A 20,292-nucleotide genomic window follows, 5' to 3' on the forward strand; every position below is an offset into this window, starting at 1 on the left:
GACCGGGCTCTGGATCAGTGTGCGACGGCGGCAGCCGCGGCTTCGTCGATGAGACGGCCGTCGCGGAAGCGTTCGAGCGTGAACGGGGCGTTCTTCGGATGCGGCTCGTCGCGCGCGATCGTATGGGCGAAGACATGGCCGGAGCCGGGCGTCGCCTTGAAGCCGCCGGTGCCCCAGCCGCAATTGACGAAGAGCCCCTTGACCGGCGTCTTGGCCAGGATCGGCGAACGGTCCGGGGTCACGTCGACGATGCCGCCCCAGTTGCGCAGCATGCGCACGCGGCGGAACATCGGGAACAGTTCGCAGATCGCGTCGAGCGTGTGGGTGGTGATGTGCAGGCCGCCGGTCTGCGAATAGGAGACATATTGGTCGGTGCCCGCGCCGATCACCAGGTCGCCCTTGTCGGACTGGGAGATGTAGGCGTGGATGGTGTTGGACATGACCACGCAGGGGAAGACCGGCTTCAGCGGCTCGGAGACCAGCGCCTGCAGCGGGTAGCTTTCGAGCGGCATGCGCAGGCCGGCCATGCCCATCACCACCGAGGTGTGGCCGGCCGCGACGACGCCGATCTTCTTGGCCCCGATCGGCCCCTTGGTGGTCTCGATGCCGGTGACGGCACCGTCCGGCCCGCGCCGGATCGCCGTGACCTCGCAATTCTGGATGATGTCGACGCCGAGCGCGGAGGCGGCCCGCGCATAGCCCCAGGCGACCGCATCGTGGCGGGCGACGCCGCCCTTGCGCTGCAGGGCCGCGCCCATCACCGGATAGCGGATATCCCTGGAGATGTTCAGCGGCGGGCAGAAGGCCTTGGCCTCTTCCGGCGACAGCCACTCGTTCTGGATGCCGGCCAGGCGGTTGGCATGGACGTGGCGCTTGGAGACCTGCACGTCGTGGACGGTATGCGCCAGCATCATGACGCCCCGAGGGGAATACATGACGTTGTAGTTCAGCACCTGGGACAGGTCCTGCCACAGGTCGAGGGCGTGATCGTAGAGCGCCTCCGACTCCTCCCAGAGATAGTTGGAGCGGATGATCGTGGTGTTGCGCCCGGTATTGCCGCCGCCGAGCCAGCCGCGCTCGACCACCGCCACATTGGTGATGCCGTGCTCGGCCGCCAGATAGTAAGCCGTGGCAAGGCCATGGCCGCCGGCACCGACGATGATCACGTCATAGGCGGCTTTCGGCTCCGGCGAACGCCACTGTTCCGGCCAGCCGGTATGGGCCGAAAAGGCGTTGCGGAGAAGCGAAGCGAACGAGAAGCGCAAGGGGCGAACTCCGGAAAGCGCGACGGCTCCGAGCGGCGCGGCGGATAGGCCGACACGGCCGGGCAGTCCGGATAACCGCACGGCAAGCCCCCGCGGGCTTGTGCCGATGCGACAGACCAGAGGTCGTTTTCCGACAAGACCGGCCGCTTGGGCTGTTGATATCCCGCCCGGGTTCGGATTTGGTTCCGCCTGCGGCGTGCCGACGCTTTGAAGGTCCGAGGAATGCGGTCTATGGCTTGTGCTGGTCCGCCAGAAGACCGGTCGCGGCAGACGCACGCCGCACGAGGGAAACCGCCATGGCCCGCATGGAAACGCTCGAACTCGTCCGCGCCTACTACGACTGTTTCAATGCCCGCGACATCCCGGGCACGCTTGCGCTGCTCACGGAGGACGTGATTCACGACGTGAGTCAGGGCGGCCGCGAGATCGGCAAGGCGGACTTCGCCCTCTGCATGGAGCGGATGAACCGCTGCTATCACGAGCAGGTCGACGACCTGGTGGTGATGGCGACGGACGGCGGCGAAAATGCCGCAGCGGAATTCACGGTCGACGGCCGCTATCTCGAAACCGACCGTGCCCATCCGTCAGAGATCGAGATGCCGGAGGCGACCGGCCAGGCCTATCGCGTCCGAGGCAGGGCTCTGTTCGAGATCCGCGACGAACGCATAGCTCGGGTGACGGACTGGTATGATCTGCAGGCTTGGCTGCGCCAGGTCACCGTTTAGATTGTTTCCAATTCATGGACAGTACGTTCACCGGGACGATCTCACGTTTCTTTGAATCGCTCAAAAGGACAGCCTCCCCTCATCTTCGCGACATTCGCGGGCGGATAGGCTTGCGACGGACCCGGACCGGGTTCTCGTTTCGCAGAAAATGGGGAGAAGAGAATGAAGGTATTCGCTGGCATCGTCGGGGCCGCTCTGGCCGTTGTCGTGGCGGGAGGCGTGGCGTTTGCCCAGGCTGACGTGATCAAGCAGCGCCAGGAGGCCATGAAGGCGATCGGCGGCTCGATGGGCGCGCTGGTCAAGATGGTCAAGGGCGAAGAGGCCTATGATTCGGCGAAGGCCAAGGCGGCCGTCGAGACCATGGCGGCCAAGGCCAAGGGCTTCGATGCGCTCTTCCCGGCCGGCAGCGACAAGGGCGCCGAGACCGCCGCCGCGCCGAAGATCTGGACGGACATGGCCGGCTTCAAGGCCGCGCTCGCCAAGCTCGAGCAGGTGGCGGGCGCGCAGGCCGCGGTCGCCGGCAAGGATCTGGACGGACATGGCCGGCTTCAAGGCCGCGCTCGCCAAGCTCGAGCAGGTGGCGGGCGCGCAGGCCGCGGTCGCCGGCAAGGATCTGGACGGCGTCAAGGCCGCGGTCGGTGCGCTCGGCGGCACCTGCAAGGGCTGCCACGACGATTTCCGCCTGAAGAAGAGCTGATCATCCACTCTTGACCGCCGCGGCCCCGATGTCCAGGACATCGGGGCCGTTCGCATCTGAAGGCCATCGACCGGAGTGCCGAGCATGAAGCGCCTGTTCACCGCCGCCCTCGTTCTCGGCGCTCTCGGCGCCGGAGCCTTCTGGGTGCTCACGGCGCCGGATCCGTTGGCCGCCGCGGCCCTGCCGAACCGGCAGCCGGACATCGCCAATGGCGAACGGATCTTCTGGACCGGCGGCTGCGCCTCCTGCCACGCCGCCAAGGGGGCCAAGGATGCCGAGAAGCTGAAGCTCGGCGGCGGCCAGGCCTTCGACACGCCGTTCGGCCGCTTCGTGGCGCCGAACATCTCGCCGGACGAGACCAACGGCATCGGCCGGTGGTCGGCGCTCGATCTCGCCAATGCCATGACGCGCGGCCTGTCGCCGGACGGCCGGCACTATTATCCTGCCTTCCCCTACGCCTCCTATGCGCGGATGAAGCTCGACGACGTGGTCGACCTCGCCGGCTACCTCAAGACGCTGCCGAAGATCGCGGAGGCGGCGCCGCCGAACCAGCTGTCCTTCCCGTTCAACATCCGCCGCGGCGTCGGATTGTGGAAGCGGCTCTATCTCGACCCGAGCCCGGTGGTCGCCCTGACGGCGCCGGCCGAGGTGGCGCGCGGGCGCTATCTGGTCGAGGGCGCCGGCCATTGCGGCGAGTGCCACACGCCGCGCAATCCGATCGGCGGTCCCGATCGGTCGCGCTGGCTCGCCGGCGCCAAGGCGCTCGAGGGCGACGGCAAGGTCCCGAACATCACCCCGGATGCCGGCGCGCTCGGCAAATGGTCCGCCAGCGACATCGCCTACTATCTGGAGAGCGGCCTGACGCCGGACGGCGACAGCGTCGGCGGCGCCATGACGTCGGTGGTCGACAACATGTCCCACCTGCCCAAGGAAGACCGGGCCGCGATCGCCGCCTATCTGAAGGCGATCCCGCCGAAGCCGAAGCTCTGAGGCCGGACCGGCGGCGTCACCGGACCGGCATCGCCGGGGCGCGGGGTGACCGCGCCGGCCGCCGGCCTGCGGCCCGCTGACGGCCCAGACGCGTCACCCGGCTTCCGTCTCGCCGCAAATCCAGTCGCCATAGGCGCGCGCCGCAGACGCGATCGGCAGCACGACCAGGGCCGGGACCTCGTAGGGATGCGCGACCCGGATCGCCGCCATGGCCGCCTCGGCCAGCGCCGCGCGGGTCTTGGCCAGGAAGACGATCTCGTCGGCCGTCTCGACCGTGCCCTGCCAGGCATAGATGGAGACCATCCCGGGCAGCAGGTTGACGCAGGCGGCGAGCCCCGCCTCGACCAGCCCGCGCCCGACCGCCTGGGCGGCGCCCATCTCCGGAAAGGTCGAATAGACGATCACCAGCGCTTCGCCGTCATAGAGTTCCACGGACATCAGGCGCCTCCTTTCGGGTCTCGTCCGTCGGCGGCACGGAGCCGTATCCTCGGCGCCATCCGCCCGCCCCGGAGGCCGACGCCCCCGGTTGCCAATGCCGGGGCCTCTCAGGCGCGACAGCTCCGGCGGGGTGTCGCCTTGCCGCCATGGCGACTGCATGATACTCGCCGATCTCACGCGAGGCGCCCATGGACGTGTATCGGCCGAAGCTCGACAATATCTGTTTTCTGGCCAGCGCCTCCGAGGAAGCCGAGGCGGCGCGCCGTCGTCTCAGCCACATCTACGGATCCTCCCCGGCCGATCATGCCGACGTGATCGTCGCGCTCGGCGGCGACGGCTTCATGCTGCAGACGCTGCACCGCTTCATGAACTCCGGCAAGCCGATCTACGGCATGCACCGGGGCACGGTCGGCTTCCTGATGAACGAATTCCGCATCGAGGGCCTGCTCGATCGGCTGGCCGTGGCCGAGGTGTCGTCGATCCGTCCGCTGATCATGAAGGCGGTCGACGTGGCCGGCACCGCCCACGAGGCGCGCGCCTTCAACGAGGTCTCGCTTTGGCGGCAGACCTATCAGGCCGGCCGCCTGAAGCTCTCCATCGACGGGGTCATCCGCCTGGAGGATCTCGCCTGCGACGGCGTGATCGTCGCCACGCCGGCGGGGTCGACCGCCTACAACCTGTCCGCCCACGGCCCGATCATCCCGCTCGGCGCGCCGCTGCTGGCGGTGACCCCGATCAGCCCGTTCCGCCCACGGCGCTGGCGCGGCGCCCTGGTGCCCGACCGCGCCCTGATCCGCCTCGAAGTCCTGGAAGGCAACAAGCGCCCGATGAGCGCGGCCGCCGACCACACCGAGATCCGCGACGTGCGCGAGGTCACCGTCCGCCAGGACCGGCATTCGGAAAGCCTGATCATGTTCGATCCCGAGCACAGCTGGGAGGAACGGATTCTGGCCGAACAGTTCAAGTATTGACGATCGGCTGTTGACCATCGGCCCGGCCGCGCACACAGATTGTTAAAGGCCCCTCCGCCATGATCGCCGGAACCGAGGTCCGGGATCCCGATCGATGGCGCGTTCCAAATCCGCAGCGACACAGGCAGTCGAGCCCGAAGACGACGATTTCGGCTTCGATCTGTCCGACGGCGAAGTCGTCGCCCCGGGCATCGATCTGCGCGGCAAGGTGAAGGAGCGCAAGCTCCAGCGCGGCGAGAAGGATCCGGTCGCCCAGGCCGAGGCCGCCATGAAGCGCCTCGAGACGACCTTCGGGATCTGGATCGCCGACGAGACCGAGAAGCTGCTCTCGGCCTGGAAGCAGGCCGCCAATACCAGCTTCGACGCCGCCAGCCGGGAGGCTTTGTTCCGCAGCGCCCACGACATCAAGGGCCAGGCGGCAACGCTCGGCTATCCGGCCGCCGGCCGGGTCGCCGCCAGCCTGTGCATGCTGCTCGACCACGCCGCCACGCCCGACCTGTTGCCCGACGAACTCGTGCGCCAGCATGTCCAGGCGATCCGGGCGATCGTGATCGAGGATGCGCGCGACGAGAGCAGCCAGACCGCCGTCCGGCTGGCCGACCGGCTGACCGAGGTCACCGACGAGTATCTGAGCCATATCGGCCGCGGGCCCTGAGCACACCGCCGCCGGCATCCGCCTGACCGCAGCCGCATCAGAACGGTTCGCTCAGGCCGCGCGGATGCCGCGCGCATAGTAGATCTCGGCCGGAACGTCGTCCTCGGATTGCGTCGCCGCCCAGCCTTCGACGGGCGCCCCTTCCTCCCCGGCCGGCTCGGCCTCCTCCGGGAAGACGTAGTCGGCGAGCGCCCGCTCGACCGCCTCCGGCTCGATCGGGCCGTCGGCATGGCCGGAGACCGCATGGCGGACCGCCTCTGCAAAGGCGGTGTCGAAATCGGGATCCTCCCAGGCCGGAGCCGCCACGGTCTCCCAGGCGTTGCCCTGCCAGTTCCAGTCCTCGGCCGCCGCATCGTCGTTGGCCGGCTCGGCGACGCCCTCGTCCGCTGCCGTTTCGAGCGAGCGGGCGATGAACTGGCGCGCGGCGTCGCGAGCCGCCTCGGCCGCCAGACGGCGCAGCATCACGACCAGATCCCGGAATTCCGCATCGGCGTCGCCGGGGCAGCGCGCCAGCACGCGCTCGGTCACCAGCCGCGTGAACGCGGCGTCGTCGAGCGCACCGGCGGCCACGTCGGCATGCAGTTCGCGGTTGACCTCGATCGCCGCCCAGAAGGCCGGATGGGACCGCTCCGGCAGACCGGCCTTGCGCGCCAGCGCCCGGAACGGGCCCTCGCCGCCCTCCGCCATCAGGGCCGAGACGCGGCCGGCCGGCATGCCGGCCAGATTGGCCAGGGCCTCGCCGAGCAGACGGATATTGCCGTTGCAGGCCGCGCGCAGCAGAAGCGCCGTGGTCAGCTGGCCGCGGGCGCGCAGATGCGCGACCAGGATGCCGATCTCCTGCGGTTCGGCGGAGGCGGCAAGCGCGATGGTCGCCTTGTCCTTGGCCTCGCGGGTCAGCGCGTCGATGCGCTCCTCCGACATCCAGTCCCGCTCCAGGACCATCGTCTTCAGGCTGGCGGCCAGTTGGTCGAGCAGGGTCTGGCGGATCGCGATCGGCACGCCGGCGCGCGCGAGCATGGCCTGCCGCACCTCGCGCTCGTGGCCGGCCCGCTCTACGATCCGGTCCAGACTGAAATGCGGGATGGCCGCCTGCCGGTTCTCGATCAGCGCGACCAGGGCCGGCGCCGCCCCCACCTCGGCCAGCGCGGCGGCCAGCGCCGGCGAGACCGGCCGGCGACCGGCGGCGGCGACCTGCACGGTCTCGCCCGCCAGGGCGGCGATATCGACCAGTTCGGCGTCGATCAGCACCGGCGAGCGGCCGACCACCAGCGCCGCAATCTCCTCCTCGTCCTGGGCGAGGCCGAGCACGACGGCATGCGGGGCTTCCGGCGCATCGGCGAGCACCTCGGCCAATGCGCGGCGGACGCGCCGATCGGGATCGTCGAGCAGGATGGTCATCAGGGCCTCGATGCCCTGCCGTTCCTGGTCGTCGAGGTCGCCGCCGAGCCAGGCGCGGACGAGAGGTCCGGTGGCGGAGGCCCGTTGTTCGGGCCCCACCATCGCCATCCACCTCAGAAACTCGCCGACGATCATCCCGACAGTCCCGCGCACACAACACTCTCGTCGCGGAGCTTGCCATCCTAAGGTTTAAAGATTGGTTCACTATAGGGATTCACGAATTGGCAACCACGATCCGACGCTCAGCGCGGCATGTAGCGCGTGAGATCGAGCGGAGCCGCGGGCCGCCGGACCCGATCGGCAGCCGGCGTGGTGGCGTCGACGCCGCCGGTCCGGGTTGCCGCATCCGTGCCGGCGGTGGCGCCGGTGGCCGCCGGAGCGGCAGAGCGCGACAGGCGCGGCACGACCGATGCGGTGGTGAAGAGCGTGCCCTGCCCGGCCGCCCGGGACGCCACCACGGCGCTGCGCGAGGCCGCATCCCGGCCGGCCGTGGTTGCGGAGGCTAAGGCGGCCGGCTCGGTCGTGCCGGCGGGCAGGATCGAGATCGGCTCCAGGCGGACCGGATTGCGCATGGTCGCCGCGGTCGCAGAGGTGGCACCCGCTGTGGTGGCCCCAGCTGTCGCCGCCGCCACGTCGGCGACCGGACGTGCGGTGGTCCGAGCCGCGATGGCCGTGGTCGCCGAGGCGGCGCCGGTGATCCGGCTCGCGCCGCCGAGACCGGCCTCCACCATGGCGGCCATCGAAAACCGGCTCGGCCGCTCGACGCCGAGCCGCGAGGTGACCATCGGCAACGGAGCGTCGGGCGCACCGCCCTGGGCACGGGCGGCCACGAGACGGCTCGGCCGGACCTCCGCCCGGGTCGCAGCCGGGACCGGCGGGCCGGAAGCCGCCGCGCCGGCAGCGGCCATGCTGGCGCCCGTCCGACCGAAAGCCAGCGGGCCGGATTGGGGCGCGCGGGCCTGAAGCGCCGCCCCGCCCGTCGCGATATCGGCATAGCCGAGCGCCCCGCCGGTCGCCAGTTGCGGCCCCTGTCCGGCCGCCGTGTCGGTGCGCAGCAACGCCGAGAAGGCATCCGACGGCAGACGGGCGCGCCAGCCCTGCAGATTGGCGCCGCTGGGCGCCGTCGCCCCGCTCGCCTCGCCGGGCAGGCTGGTCTGGCCGATCGCGGTCCGCACGGCCTTCATGTCGGTGCCGGAGGCGGCGACGCCGAGAATGCCCGTCCTGGACACATCCGCGGCCGCCTGGGCGCGCACGATGTCGGCCAGCGCGGCCGGGCTGACCCGCGGTGTGCCGGTCTCGGTCGAGCGGGCCGCGCGCAGGCGCAGATCGGCGGTCTCCGACGGCAGCGGCCGCGCCTCGTGCGAGCGGGCCAGGAACCGGTAGACCTCGGCGGCCGATTTCGCCTGGCCGTCGCGGCCGTAGAAGATCGCCTGGTTGGCGGCGGCCGCGGCCGGAAAGGCGGTCGCGGCGGCGGCCGTCGGGGTCTGCTCGGCCATCCGGATCAGCTTCGCGCCGCCGGCCGGCCCCATGACATGGGCGACGTAGAGGTCCTGCTGGCTCGGCGTGCGCCCGATGGCGCGGGTCAGATAGGCCTCGTTGCGGGCCGTGACCTTGCCGGCCATGACCGAGGCGAGCGCCGGATCCTTGCGCAGGTCGAGGATCTGCTGGCGCGCCTGCGGGTCGGCGACCGTGAAACGCCCGTTCTGTTCGCTGATCGCCGCGGCGGCATTGCCGAGCCCGAGCGCCGGCCCCTCCTGCTTGACCAGTTCGAGCCATTGCTGCTCGATGAACTGGTACATGCCGGTGGCCGTCGAGGTCGACGCCTTCAGATCCGGCTGGAAGGTCGATTCGCGATAGGCGGTCGCGACCAGATAGTCGAACGGCGTGCCGGTGGCATCGCTCGCCGCCTTGATGGCGGCCGAGATCTGCGGGTTGCTCGGCTGAATCCGATCGATCTGCATGGGGCCTGACGGTCCGTTAACGGCCATTAACCTGCCGCGTCATGGTAAAGAGGAGGTTAACGCGGGCCGCGGTACGGGTGCGGCACGCCGGACGCCCGCATCTCCCGAACGCCGGTCCTTTCGCCCCGGTTGACACTCAGGCCCGAATGGCCGGACCCTGGCCCGCCGAAAAACGATCGAGGGGAAACATGCCCGGGCTTTACTTCGAAGAATGGACCGTCGGCCAGGTGATCCGCCATCCGATCCGGCGCAGCTGCACCGAGATGGACAACATGCTGTTCTCCAGCCTGACCTACAATCCGCAGCCCCTGCACATCGATTTCGACTATGCCGCCAAAAGCGAATGGGGCCGGCCGCTGGTCAATTCGCTGTTCACGCTGTCGCTCCTGATCGGCATTTCGGTGCACGAGACCACGCTCGGCACCATCGTCGCCAATCTCGGCATGACCGACATCAAGTTCCCGCACCCGGTCTTCCACGGCGACACGATCCGGGTCGAGACCGAATGCCTGTCGAAGCGCGAATCCCGCTCGCGGCCCGATGCCGGCATCGTCGAATACCTGCACCGGGCCTACAATCAGTCCGACATTCTGGTCGCGGAATGCAAGCGACAGGTATTCCTGCAGAAGAAGCCCACGTCCCCGGTCGAGGCCTGACGCCATGCGCTCCCTGCTTTTCGTCCCCGGCGACAGCCCGCGCAAGCTCGACAAGGGCTTCGCGTCGGGCGCCGACATCCTGCTGATCGACCTGGAGGATTCCGTGGCCCCGGCGGCCAAGGCCGAAGCCCGGCGGGTGGCCGCCGAATTCCTGGCCAGCCGGATCCCGGAGCCGGCGCGCCCGCGCCTTTACGTCCGTGTCAATGCGCTCGACACCGGGCTGACCGACGCCGATCTCGATGCCGTGATCGCGGCCGGCGCGGAGGGCATCATGCTGCCCAAGGCCTGCGGCGGGCCGGACGTGACCCGGCTCGATGCCAAGATCGCGGTGCGCGAGGCGGAGACCGGGCGGGCCGACGGCGCGGCGCGGATCATCGCCATCGCCACCGAGACCGCCGAGGCGGTGTTCCGGACCGGCACCTATCGGGGCGCCTCGCATCGGCTCGAGGGCCTCGCCTGGGGCGGGGAGGATCTCGCCGCCGATATCGGCGCGGCCAACCGGGACGAGGCGGGCGCGTGGCTGGAGACCTTCCGGTTCGCCCGGACCATGAACCTGCTCGGCGCGGTCGCCGCGGAGGTCACGCCGATCGACACGGTCTATGTCGACTTCCGCAACGAGGCCGGGCTCGCCGCCGAGTGCCGGGCGGCCGTGCGCGACGGCTACACGGCCAAGATGGCGATCCATCCGGCCCAGGTTCCGGTGATCAATGCCGCCTTCACGCCCTCCGAAGCCGCGCTGGCGGAAGCCCGCGCGATCGTCGCGGCCTTCGCGGCGGCCGGCGATGCCGGCGTGATCGGGATCGACGGCAAGATGTTCGACCGCCCGCATCTGAAGCGCGCCGAGCGGCTGATCGCGCGCGCCGGCGGCTGAGAGGCTCCGATCGGGTGCCTGTAGACGTCAGAAGGCCCGGGACGCGGACGCATCCCGGGCCTTCAGTCATTTCGAGAACCCGATCCGATCGCCGGTCAGGCGCGGCTCGGCACCTTGCGGGCGGCCTCGTAGGTCGCCACCGCCAGGGCGGTCTTGACGACCGAGCCGACGAAGAAGGGCACCACGCCGAGCGCGATCGCCTTGTCGGCGCCGACCAGATAGGCGAGCCAGGCGACGCCGGGCACGAACACCACCGCATGGGCGAGCGTGAAGGCCAGGATCGAGGTGCCGAGCGAGCGGCCGAGGCCGCGCTCCATGGCGTAGCCGATCATCCAGGCGGAGATCACGAAGCCGATCAGGTAGCCGCCGGTCGGACCCATCATCTTGGCGAGGCCGAAGCCGCCCGCCGTGAAGACCGGCAGGCCGGCGAGGCCTTCGGCGATATAGGCCAGCACCGTGATGGCGCCGAGGCGCGAGCCGTAGAGCGCGCCGATGACCAGGACCGCCCAGGTCTGCATGGTCATCGGAACCGGGAACATCGGCACCGTGACCTGGGTCGAGGCGGCCAGAAGGGCGGTGCCGACCAGAACGGCGGCGGCCTTGGCCCAGATGGGGGCGATGGCGAGGCTGCGGGTCAGACCCGGGAGGGCGGTACCGGACGTCGAGATCATGGGCTGCACCTGTCGAAGGGTGGTTCGCGGAGGCGAATATGTCTGAAGCTGTACCGCGCCGGCCGGCAAAAACAAGCTGCCCGATGGTCTCGGGTCGCGCTTCTGCGCCGACGGACCGGTTCAATCGGCCCCGGGCGGCCGGTCGAGCGCGAAAAGTTCGGTCACGACCGCATAGTCCTTGTAGCCGCAGCGGGTGATCGGGCGGGCGCGGGCGAGATCGAAGCGGCCCGCGATGACATAGGCGTCGTCGATATGGATGCCGACCACCTGGCCGATCACCATGTGGTTGCCGATCGGCCGGCCGTCGAGATCGACCAGCGCCTTGATCTCGATGGCCCGGCATTCGAGCGCGACCGGCGATTCGCCGACCCGCGGGGCCCGGACGATCTGGCCGGGCACGGGCGTCAGGCCGGTCGCCTCGAACTCGCTGGTGCCGTGCGGCAGCGGCGCCGAACTGGCATTCATCGCGTGGCGCAGGTCCCAGGTGGCGAGGCTGGCGGTGAACTCGCCGGTCGCCCGGATGTTGGTGACCGAATCCTTGAGGCCTTCGCTGGAGAACATGACCAGCGGCGGGTGCGAGCCGATCGCGTTGAAGAAGCTGTAGGGGGCGAGGTTGGCCCGTCCCTCGGCGTCGATCGAGCCGATCCAGCCGATCGGGCGCGGCGCCACGATCGCCTTGAACGGATCATGCGGCAGGCGATCGGTCGGGCGGGCTTCGGGACGGAAGAACATCAGCGCGCCTCGCTCCAGCTGGACAGGATGTCGTCGACGGCGGGGCGCGGCCGATCGAGCGGCTTCTCCTTCGGGGTGCCGATATGGACGAAGCCGACGAAGCGCTCGCCCGGCCCGGCCCCGAGGATCGCGGAGGCCGCCGCGTCGTCCGCGCACCAGTCCGACACCCATTGGGCGGCGAAGCCGAGGGCGTGCGCGGCGAGCACCAGGTTCATGGTCGAGGCGCCGGCGGACAGGAACTGCTCCCATTCGGGGATCTTGGCATGGGTCGCGGCCTTGCTGATCACCCCGATGGTGACCGGCGAACGCGAAAAGCGGCCGCGCTCCTGCTCGACGCGCTGGGCCTCGGCATTGGGGAAGCGGGCCCGATAGAGCGGCATCAGAAGCTCGCTCAGCCGCTCGCCCTGCTCGCGCCGGTACAGGATGAAGCGCCAGGGCGTCAGCTTGCCGTGATCGGGGACGCGCGCGGCGATCTCGATCATCTGCCGGATGTCGGCATCGCTCGGCGCGGGATCGCCGAGCAGGAAAGCCGAGACGGAGCGGCGGGTCTTGAGGAGTTCGAGCGCGTCGGGCATGGGGGACTTTCGCGTGGCCTGGAACAGCTTTCGTGCCGAGGCAAAGCGGATCGCACCAGTCCTGTCAACGCATGGCTCCGATCCGCCCCATGCGCGGTTTCGCCGCAAAACATCCGGCCGGCCGCGCCGCCGCGCTTGCGGATTGCGGCGCAGTCTCGTTTTCGCCATTCTCGTCACCGACATCTGCCGCGCCGCCATCGACCGGGCTCCGCCTCATCACGGGAACTTCATGCCGCGCCGCCTCGCCTCGACCCTGCTGGCCCTGCTCATCGCCACCGCGCCCACGGCCGCGCTGGCGCAGAGTGCGCCGGGACGAGGCCCCGCCCCGGCTGCCGGTGCGGCTCCGGCCGCCGGCGCCACTCCGCCTGGCGGAGCCCCCGCCCCCGTCGCGCCGATCCCCTATGCGCCGAACCCGGCGCCGACGATTCCCAATCCGCTGGCCCAGCCCGATCTGCCGCGCTCGAAGCAGGTGCTGCGGCTGCGGGCGCTGGTCACCGACAACGGCCAGCCGATCCGCTCGGGTCTCGTCTGGCGGGTGTTCCAGGACACCAAGGAGACCGACGAGACCAAGCTGAAGCTGGTCGCCACGGCCGCCGGCGGCGAGGCCATGTTCCGGCTCGATCCGGGCTCCTATCTGGTCCATGCCGCCTATGGGCGCGCCGGCGCCACCACCCGCGTGACGGTCGAGAAGGCCGAGCGGACCGAGACGCTGGTGCTCAATGCCGGCGGCATGCGGCTCGGCGCTGCGGTGGTCGGCGACCTGCCGGTCGACCAGGACCGCGTCACCTTCGACATCTATTCCAAGGATGCCGACCAGCGCGGCGACCGACAGGCGCTGGTGATCGGCGCCAAGCCCGGCCGGGTCATCCGCCTCAATGCCGACACCTACCACGTCGTCTCCCACTACGGCGACCTGAACGCCGTCGTGCGCGCCGAGATCCACGTCAATCCGGGCAAGCTGACCGAGGCGACCGTCTACCACAAGGCGGCCAAGACGACGCTGAAGCTGGTCGCGGAGACCGGCGGTGAGGCGCTCGCCGGCGTCGACTGGCTGGTGCTCAGCCAGCCGAACGGCGATCAGCTGACCGAGACGGTCGGCGCCTTCCCGTCCTTCGTCCTGGCGGAAGGCGAATATGCCGTCGTCGCCAAGCACCAGGGGCAGGTCTATACGCGCAACTTCACCGTCGAGGCCGGCTACGACCGGGAAGTCGAGCTGCTCGCCGACAAGCTGGAAAAGCCCTGACGCCCTGGCGCCCCGACGCTCTGACGCTCTGACGCTCTGACGCTCTGACGCTCTGACGCCCCGACAGTCGTCCGTCGCGCCCGATGGCGACGCAACAGCGCGGAAACAGGCGGCGACACGCTGCGGAAATCGGATGGGTGCATGGTCGCCGCCGGTCGGGGGACCACGGGAACCATCGTTCATGCGCCATATCCGTATCGCTGCCGCTCTGGCCGTCGCCGTCGCCGCTTCGCTTCTCGCCGCCGCACCGGCCGCCGCGCAGTCGCTCGAAGTCAAGAAGATGCGCGTCCTTCAGGAGGCCGACCTCTCGACCGCCCTGGCGCTGACCAACAAGCGCTGCGGTCTCGACCTCAAGGCCGGCTACGACTGGAAGAGCTTCGACGAGGCCGAGGTCTCGAAAAAGAACGTCGCGCCCTATTGCTCGGCCGCGCTCGATGCGATCGAGGATCTGTGCGGCGACCAGCTCGGCAAGGACGCGCTGAAGGACAAGGTCAAGACGCTGACCTGCGCGGGCGCCAAGGAGCCGGGCGCCGCCCTCTCGGACGGCACGCTGACCTTCTCGTTCAGCCTGACCCCGAACCAGAACAAGCTGCTGGTCCGCTCCTTCCTGGAAAAGAACCTCTGACGGGTTCCGCCCGGCATCACCGTCCGGCGAAGCCGACGACGGCCGAGACGACCTGGCCGTCGAGACCGGCAAAGCCGTGATGGCCGGCGGCCTGGCACGGGTCGCCGCCATCCGCGCCGCCGTCGAGCCAGGTGACGCTGACCCGCCCGGCCGCCCAGGCCCGGAACGGCTCGACGCCGGCCGGCTGGGTGTAGCGGCAGCCGTCGTGCCGGTGATGCACCACCAGGGTGCGCGGCAGCGAGCCGGCGGAACCGAGAATCTGGCTGACATTCGGGCCAGGCCCGGACTCCGGCGTCAGGAAGCCGGAGGTCAGCACCAGCTTGTCGGGCCGCGCGCCGGCCGCGATCGCCTCCGCGGCGCGCTGCGTGCCGCGGCTCGTTCCGACCATGGTCACCGGCCGGGCGATCGCCGCCATGGTCTGCACCGCGGTGCCGAGATCGGCGCCGCGATCGGGCAGCAGCACCGCGAAGCCGGCCGAGACATAGGACTGCCGGGTGCGCACGAGTTGATTGCCGCGCAGGCCCGTGAAGCTGCCGTTCGCCCCGACATTCAGCATCCCGTCGCCGCCGGCGAGCAGGATGATGCTGCCGCGCGCCTTGCCGGCGGGCCGGATCAGGACGCCGCTGGCGCCGCCGAGCTGGACGGTCTCGTCGGCCGCGGCCGGAACCGCCGCGATCGCCACGAATGCCGCTGTGGCCGCCACCATCCATCGTCTGCGAAGCATGGTCGCCTCCTCCCGCCGGGCCAGGCCGGCGCTACTTGCCGAAGCAGATGCTGTCGAACCGTTTGATGGCGGCCGCCGGCGGCCCGGACGGGGCGAGCACGATCTCCCGCGTCCCGAGCTTCAGTTGGATCGGCCCCGCGCCGCCGAGCACCGGCAGCAGCGAGGCGCGCAGGGCCTTGCGGGTCGCCGCATCGAGATCGGTGTTCGATTCGAAGCGCGACGTGGCGCCGTCGTCGCCGGCCGCAACCGAACCCGAGACGTCGACGCTGCCGCCGCCGCTGCGCAGGGTCAGCGTCGCCTCCCCGTCCGGCCGCTTCGGAAACAGGCCGGCGGTATAGACATCGAAACTGTCGACATCGCGCAGGCACGCCAGCGTCAGTTCGCGCGGCCCGTCCTTCTCGGCGACATAGTGCAGGAAGACGCGCTTTCGCGGATCCGTGCCGATCGACCAGCCGGCCTTGTCGCCCGGATCGGCCCGGGCGGGCATGCCGCCACACGGAATGGCGAGGCCGGCAACGGCGAGGCGCGTGACGAGGCACAAAGCGAGGCGCATGGCGATCTCCCGGTCGACCGGAACGAGTGAGCCATTACCACATGCCAGCGTCAATCCGGCATGACGCTCCTCGGTGCATTGCGGCGCGTGGCCCCCAAGGACTGGCGGACGGGCGAGCGGGACGCCACGGACCCTGCCGGCCGGCCACGATCTTCGCCCGGCGAACTTCCGAAGCGTGCCTTGTAGGCGCGATAGAAGGTCGACACCGCGTTGAAACCGCATTCGAAGGCGACGGCCGCTACCGTCGCAGTCGACGGCTCGATCCCATGCAGCAGGTCATGGGCATGCCGAAGCCGCACCTCCATGACCTCGCGGCCGACGCTGGTGCCGCAATCCGCAAGCAGGGTCTGCACCGTCCGTTCGGACAGTCCGAAGTCCTGTCCGACCGATGCCGCGTCGAGGTCGGGTTCCAGCGCCCGGCGCCTGACCGTCGTGAGAATCAGTCGAGTCCTGGCGGCCGCCGCGGCTCGAACCCGCTCGCCCCGACGGTCCTGCGCCCCGAAGGCAAGCCCGGCAAGTTCGGCGATGTGCTGGGTCGCCAGCGCCTCGCCGTCCGGCCCGGCGAGCGGGTCGGCGATCAGGCCGAGCGCGTATCGAACCAGCAGGCGAGCGGCCCCCGGATCGGTCGGTGTGCGGCACAGCCTGCCGGCCAGATCGAACCCGGACGCCGCAACGTCCACCATGGAAATCGCGACGGCCACGGCGGTGCCACCCTCGGGAGCCAGGGTCCTGTGCGGGCGGGTATGGTCCAGCAGCGTGATGGCGCCGTCGTCGAGAACGATGTCGCGGCCGGCCTGCGAGGCGACCTTACGGGCGCCGCCCAGGCTGCCGAACAGGAAGAGCATCTGATCCCGATCGCGGGCGATGGCCTCGGCCGTCCGGCTGCCGATCGCGGAGGTTGCGTTGGCACGCCCGATTTCGCACCCGGGAAGCTTCAGCAGCTCGATGGCGCCGCGAAATCCGTCCTCCTTCGGGCATTGGAACGAAATGCCGTTTCCGGACAGGCAATCCGCCCACCGCCGTGCCCGCGCGGCATCCGACAATCCGGGCCCGAGTTGATCGGTCGAAAAACGCATTGTCGGCACGGGAGCACCCTCCAGGACCGGACCGGCGGATCACGTCACATTCCATATAAATTATGCATCGGAAGCCTAGCACAGACCTCCTGGGCTTCAAGGATGCGAAATCCGCCAACCATCCCATCCCGCGAAATTTGCCTGCGCTGGCTGGGAAGACGACGGGACCGGCCGCTGAAACGATGGAGCGCGGTACGGTCGCGTCGCAGCTTCACCCTCGACCGTCGCGGAGGTATCCGTCATGCGGTTTCTATTCCTTGCAGCCGCCCTCGTCCTTGCGGCCACGTCCGGCTCGGACGCCCAGATCGTCAACAAGCCGCCCAAGGGCGCCCTGCAATGCCTGCGGGTGGATTCGACGGTCGGCACGAACCAGACCCTGCTGGGCAAGAAATGCACCTGGAAATACGGCTGCCGCTGCACCGGCTCGGCCTGCACGGGCCCCAATGGCGAGGCGGTCTACAAGAACGTCGTCTGCACGCAGCTTCCCGGTTGAGACACCGCGCATCCGACGGCCCGGAAGCGCCGCCCGGGGCCGCAGAACGCGGCGACCCCGGGCGGCAGGTTCGGATCAGGGCGCGCCGGCGCGGGCGCGCTTCACGTCCGGCGGGGTCGCCTCGTCGATGAGCGCGGCGAGCGCCTCGTCGAACTTCACGACGCGGTTCTCATTGGAGCCGAGCCGGCGCACCGCCACGGTCCCCTCCTCGGCCTCGCGCTTGCCGCAGACCAGGATGACCGGGACCTTGGCCAGCGAATGCTCGCGCACCTTGTAGTTGATCTTCTCATTGCGAAGATCGAGCTCGGCGCGGATGCCGGCCGCCATCAGCCGCCGGCGCACCGTCTCGGCATAGCCGTCGGCATCCGAGGTGATGGTCGCCACCACGACCTGGACCGGCGCGATCCAGAGCGGGAAATGGCCGGCGAAATTCTCGATCAGGATGCCGGTGAAGCGCTCCATCGAGCCGCAAATGGCGCGATGGATCATCACCGGGGTCTTCTTCGAGCCGTCGGCGTCGATATAGAAGGCCTCGAACCGGTCCGGCAGGTTGAAGTCGACCTGGGTCGTGCCGCACTGCCATTCGCGACCGATGGCGTCCTTCAGCGTGTATTCGAACTTCGGGCCGTAGAAGGCGCCCTCGCCCGGATTGAGCGCGATCTTGATCCGGCCGCCCGATTCCTCGGCGATCTGTTCGAGCACCTGCATCATGATCGCTTCGGCACGATCCCAGAGTTCGTCCGAGCCGACGCGCTTCTCCGGACGGGTCGACAACTTGACCTCGATCTCCTCAAAGCCGAAATCCGCATAGACCGACAGGATCAGCTCGTTGATCTTCAGGCATTCCGCGGCCATGTGATCGTCGGTGCAGAAGATGTGCGCATCGTCCTGGGTGAAGCCCCGCACCCGCATCAGGCCGTGCATGGCGCCCGACGCCTCGTAGCGGTGCACGACGCCGAATTCGGCCATGCGGATCGGCAGGTCGCGGTAGGACTTCAGGCCGTGCTTGAAGATCTGCAGATGGCCCGGGCAGTTCATCGGCTTGAGGGCGAAGACGCGCTTGTCCTCGGTGTCCTCGCCGGCCGACTGCACCGCGAACATGTTCTCCTTGTACCAGCCCCAATGGCCGGAGGTCTCCCACAGCACCTTGTCGAGCACCTGCGGGGCGTTGACCTCCATGTAGTCGCCCTTGAGGCGGCGGCGCATGTAGGCGATCAGTTCCTGGAAGATGGTCCAGCCCTTGGCGTGCCAGAAGACGACGCCCGGCCCCTCCTCCTGGAAGTGGAACAGATCCATCTCGCGGCCGAGCTTGCGATGGTCGCGCTTCTCGGCCTCCTCGAGCATGTGCACATAGGCGGCGAGGTCGGCGTCGTTGGTCCAGGCGGTGCCGTAGATGCGCGACAGCATCGGACGGGTGGAATCGCCGCGCCAATAGGCGCCGGCCACCTTCATCAGCTTGAAGGAATTGCCGATCTGGCCGGTCGAAGCCATGTGCGGGCCGCGGCAGAGATCGAACCAGTCGCCCTGGTAGTAGATCTTCAGATCCTGGTCGGCCGGAATCGCCTCGACCAGTTCGACCTTGAAGGCCTCGCCCTTGTCGGCGAACACCTGCCGGGCCTTGTCGCGGCTCCAGACCTCCTTGGTGAAGGGCTTGTTGCGCGCGATGATCTCGCGCATGCGCTTCTCGATCTGGCCGAGTTCCTCCAGCGTGAAGGGCTGCCCGGGGCGATAGAAGTCGTAGTAGAAGCCGTTGTCGATAACCGGCCCGATGGTCACCTGGGTGCCCGGGAACAATTCCTGCACGGCCTCGGCCATGACATGCGCGCAGTCGTGGCGGATCAGCTCCAGCGCTTCCGGATCCTCGCGGGTGACGAATTGCAGATGCGCGTCGGAGACGATCGGGTCGCGCAGGTCGCTCAGCCGGCCGTCGAGCTTGACGGCGATGGCCTTCTTGGCGAGCGACTTGGCGATGGATTCGGCCACCGCGAGCCCGGTCGTGCCGGCCTGGAACTCACGCTTCGCGCCATCCGGAAAGGTGATCTGGATCATGGTTTTCCTCCGGCTCACTCCCGGCGACGAACCCGGGTAAGCCTCTTTGGGTCTCGGAATGATCGACGGTTCAGAACCTGTCGACGATGTGCCGGCCGGTCCAGCGGCCGTAGCGCCAGGGCATATACCAGCGGGCCTGGGGCGGCAACTCGGTGGGAACCGGGTCGATCCCCGACGCGCCCCAGGGTCCGCAGCGCAGGATCCGGGCAAGACCGATCCATCCGCCGGCCCACAGACCGTGCCGCGCGATCGCCTCCTCGGTATAGTCCGAGCAGGTCGGCAGGTAGCGGCAGGTCCGCCCCATAAAAGCCGAAAAAGTGTAGCGATAGAGCCTGATCAGTCCGCGGGCCAGGAGGACGTGGGGGCCCCGGCGGATCGGCCCTTCGCCTTGGCATTGCCTGCACATCGCGCCTCCGCTCCGCCTCCCCAAACGTGATTTCCGCTCCCGCGCCGAGATCGGAGGGAGAATGTCCGACGACGCCGTCCTGATCACCCGTGCGGTCCACTTCGCCGCGGTCCACCACAAGGACCAGCAGCGCAAGGGGATCGACCGCGATCCATACATGAACCACCTCGCCGAAGTCGCCGCCTTTGTGGCCACGGCCGATGCCGCCCCGAATGCCGAGGTGATCGCCGCCGCCTATCTGCACGACACGGTCGAGGATACGGTCGTGACCCATGCCGATCTGGTCGACGGCTTCGGCGCGCGCGTCGCCGGCCTGGTCGCCGAGGTGACCGACGACAAGTCGCTGCCCAAGGCGGAACGCAAGCGCCTTCAGATCGAACATGCCGCCGCGCTCAGCCCCGAGGCGCGGCTGATCAAGATCGCCGACAAGATCTCGAACGTACGTTCCCTGGTGTACAGCCCGCCGCACGACTGGGCCTATGAGCGGCTGGTCGACTATGTCGCCTGGGCGCGGCAGG

The 20,292-nt window shown here is 69.4% G+C and carries 23 protein-coding genes; 11 read left to right on the forward strand and 12 right to left on the reverse strand.

All coding sequences use genetic code 11. The annotated features are described in order from the left end of the window. Nucleotides 1–14 precede the first annotated feature (14 nt). Nucleotides 15–1,265 (reverse strand): sarcosine oxidase subunit beta family protein, encoded by a 1,251-nt coding sequence (locus ABB55_RS04440; protein WP_054357731.1) that lies wholly within the window; start codon nt 1,263–1,265, stop codon nt 15–17. A gap of 296 nt (nt 1,266–1,561) precedes the next feature. Between ABB55_RS04440 and ABB55_RS04445 the strand changes: the two genes are divergently transcribed. From ABB55_RS04445 to ABB55_RS04450, 3 genes are all read left to right on the forward strand, one after another. Continuing rightward, on the forward strand, nt 1,562–1,990 hold the full coding sequence (locus tag ABB55_RS04445; protein ID WP_244471967.1) for a ketosteroid isomerase-related protein: 429 nt from the start codon (nt 1,562–1,564) through the stop codon (nt 1,988–1,990). 162 nt (nt 1,991–2,152) lie between these two features. Next, nucleotides 2,153–2,701 (forward strand): c-type cytochrome, encoded by a 549-nt coding sequence (locus ABB55_RS31370; RefSeq protein WP_476742256.1) that lies wholly within the window; start codon nt 2,153–2,155, stop codon nt 2,699–2,701. 70 nt (nt 2,702–2,771) lie between these two features. Next, nucleotides 2,772–3,677 (forward strand): cytochrome c, encoded by a 906-nt coding sequence (locus ABB55_RS04450; protein WP_054357732.1) that lies wholly within the window; start codon nt 2,772–2,774, stop codon nt 3,675–3,677. Nucleotides 3,678–3,770: 93 nt separating this feature from the next. On the opposite strand, the gene cutA is transcribed toward ABB55_RS04450, so the two are convergent. After that, nucleotides 3,771–4,115 carry a divalent-cation tolerance protein CutA gene (gene cutA / locus ABB55_RS04455; protein ID WP_083463346.1) on the reverse strand — a complete coding sequence of 115 codons (345 nt, stop codon included), beginning with the start codon at nt 4,113–4,115 and terminating at the stop codon, nt 3,771–3,773. A gap of 188 nt (nt 4,116–4,303) precedes the next feature. Between cutA and ABB55_RS04460 the strand changes: the two genes are divergently transcribed. Continuing rightward, nucleotides 4,304–5,086, forward strand: a complete 783-nt coding sequence (locus ABB55_RS04460; RefSeq protein ID WP_054357733.1) for an NAD kinase — start codon at nt 4,304–4,306, stop codon at nt 5,084–5,086. Between the two features lie 94 nt (nt 5,087–5,180). Next, nucleotides 5,181–5,741 carry an Hpt domain-containing protein gene (locus tag ABB55_RS04465; protein WP_054357734.1) on the forward strand — a complete coding sequence of 187 codons (561 nt, stop codon included), beginning with the start codon at nt 5,181–5,183 and terminating at the stop codon, nt 5,739–5,741. 51 nt (nt 5,742–5,792) lie between these two features. Here ABB55_RS04465 and ABB55_RS04470 read toward each other — a convergent pair whose 3' ends face one another. Beyond that, nucleotides 5,793–7,241, reverse strand: coding sequence for a DUF2336 domain-containing protein (locus ABB55_RS04470; RefSeq protein WP_160321158.1), 1,449 nt, complete (start codon nt 7,239–7,241; stop codon nt 5,793–5,795). 140 nt (nt 7,242–7,381) lie between these two features. Then, nucleotides 7,382–9,100, reverse strand: coding sequence for a hypothetical protein (locus tag ABB55_RS04475; protein ID WP_054357736.1), 1,719 nt, complete (start codon nt 9,098–9,100; stop codon nt 7,382–7,384). Between the two features lie 188 nt (nt 9,101–9,288). Between ABB55_RS04475 and ABB55_RS04480 the strand changes: the two genes are divergently transcribed. After that, nucleotides 9,289–9,756 (forward strand): MaoC family dehydratase, encoded by a 468-nt coding sequence (locus ABB55_RS04480; protein WP_054357737.1) that lies wholly within the window; start codon nt 9,289–9,291, stop codon nt 9,754–9,756. Nucleotides 9,757–9,760: 4 nt separating this feature from the next. Further along, on the forward strand, nt 9,761–10,627 hold the full coding sequence (locus ABB55_RS04485; RefSeq protein ID WP_054357738.1) for an HpcH/HpaI aldolase/citrate lyase family protein: 867 nt from the start codon (nt 9,761–9,763) through the stop codon (nt 10,625–10,627). A gap of 95 nt (nt 10,628–10,722) precedes the next feature. Here ABB55_RS04485 and ABB55_RS04490 read toward each other — a convergent pair whose 3' ends face one another. The 3 genes from ABB55_RS04490 to ABB55_RS04500 all read right to left on the reverse strand — a co-directional run bounded on the left by ABB55_RS04490 (nt 10,723) and on the right by ABB55_RS04500 (nt 12,605). Continuing rightward, nucleotides 10,723–11,298, reverse strand: a complete 576-nt coding sequence (locus ABB55_RS04490) for a biotin transporter BioY (protein ID WP_054357739.1) — start codon at nt 11,296–11,298, stop codon at nt 10,723–10,725. A gap of 120 nt (nt 11,299–11,418) precedes the next feature. Further along, a complete protein-coding gene (locus ABB55_RS04495) occupies nt 11,419–12,030 on the reverse strand; it encodes a flavin reductase family protein (RefSeq protein WP_054357740.1) in 612 nt (203 codons plus the stop codon). Further along, complete coding sequence (locus tag ABB55_RS04500) at nt 12,030–12,605, reverse strand: nitroreductase family protein (RefSeq protein ID WP_054357741.1); 576 nt, start codon at nt 12,603–12,605, stop codon at nt 12,030–12,032. The genes ABB55_RS04495 and ABB55_RS04500 overlap by 1 nt, the downstream gene beginning before the upstream one ends. 229 nt (nt 12,606–12,834) lie before the next feature. On the opposite strand from ABB55_RS04500, the gene ABB55_RS30205 reads away from it, so the two are divergent. Both ABB55_RS30205 and ABB55_RS04510 read left to right on the forward strand, forming a co-directional pair. Further along, nucleotides 12,835–13,848, forward strand: coding sequence for a hypothetical protein (locus ABB55_RS30205; RefSeq protein WP_160321159.1), 1,014 nt, complete (start codon nt 12,835–12,837; stop codon nt 13,846–13,848). 181 nt (nt 13,849–14,029) lie between these two features. Then, on the forward strand, nt 14,030–14,473 hold the full coding sequence (locus tag ABB55_RS04510) for a hypothetical protein (RefSeq protein WP_054357743.1): 444 nt from the start codon (nt 14,030–14,032) through the stop codon (nt 14,471–14,473). A gap of 16 nt (nt 14,474–14,489) precedes the next feature. Here the strand turns inward: ABB55_RS04510 and ABB55_RS04515 are convergent, their stop codons facing one another. Genes ABB55_RS04515 through ABB55_RS04525 form a run of 3 tightly spaced genes read right to left on the reverse strand, consistent with a single transcriptional unit; the run spans nt 14,490 to nt 16,826 of the window. Continuing rightward, nucleotides 14,490–15,197 (reverse strand): hypothetical protein, encoded by a 708-nt coding sequence (locus ABB55_RS04515; protein WP_054357744.1) that lies wholly within the window; start codon nt 15,195–15,197, stop codon nt 14,490–14,492. Between the two features lie 31 nt (nt 15,198–15,228). Next, nucleotides 15,229–15,750 (reverse strand): hypothetical protein, encoded by a 522-nt coding sequence (locus tag ABB55_RS04520; RefSeq protein ID WP_054357745.1) that lies wholly within the window; start codon nt 15,748–15,750, stop codon nt 15,229–15,231. Between the two features lie 50 nt (nt 15,751–15,800). After that, the gene (locus ABB55_RS04525) at nt 15,801–16,826 is read right to left on the reverse strand and encodes an AraC family transcriptional regulator (RefSeq protein ID WP_054357746.1); all 1,026 of its coding nucleotides are present in this window, start codon (nt 16,824–16,826) and stop codon (nt 15,801–15,803) included. 241 nt (nt 16,827–17,067) lie between these two features. Between ABB55_RS04525 and ABB55_RS04530 the strand changes: the two genes are divergently transcribed. Then, complete coding sequence (locus ABB55_RS04530) at nt 17,068–17,319, forward strand: hypothetical protein (RefSeq protein WP_054357747.1); 252 nt, start codon at nt 17,068–17,070, stop codon at nt 17,317–17,319. A gap of 75 nt (nt 17,320–17,394) precedes the next feature. Here the strand turns inward: ABB55_RS04530 and thrS are convergent, their stop codons facing one another. Together thrS and yidD are read right to left on the reverse strand one after the other, a co-directional pair. Then, a complete protein-coding gene (gene thrS, locus ABB55_RS04535; RefSeq protein ID WP_054357748.1) occupies nt 17,395–19,368 on the reverse strand; it encodes a threonine--tRNA ligase in 1,974 nt (657 codons plus the stop codon). 70 nt (nt 19,369–19,438) lie between these two features. Beyond that, nucleotides 19,439–19,774 (reverse strand): membrane protein insertion efficiency factor YidD, encoded by a 336-nt coding sequence (gene yidD / locus ABB55_RS04540; protein WP_083463348.1) that lies wholly within the window; start codon nt 19,772–19,774, stop codon nt 19,439–19,441. A 61-nt stretch (nt 19,775–19,835) separates the two neighbouring features. Between yidD and ABB55_RS28690 the strand changes: the two genes are divergently transcribed. Further along, a partial coding sequence (locus tag ABB55_RS28690; protein WP_083464051.1) for an HD domain-containing protein occupies nt 19,836–20,292 on the forward strand: 457 nt, incomplete at its 3' end.

Source organism: Prosthecodimorpha hirschii, from assembly GCF_001305515.1.
GTDB lineage: Bacteria > Pseudomonadota > Alphaproteobacteria > Rhizobiales > Ancalomicrobiaceae > Prosthecodimorpha > Prosthecodimorpha hirschii.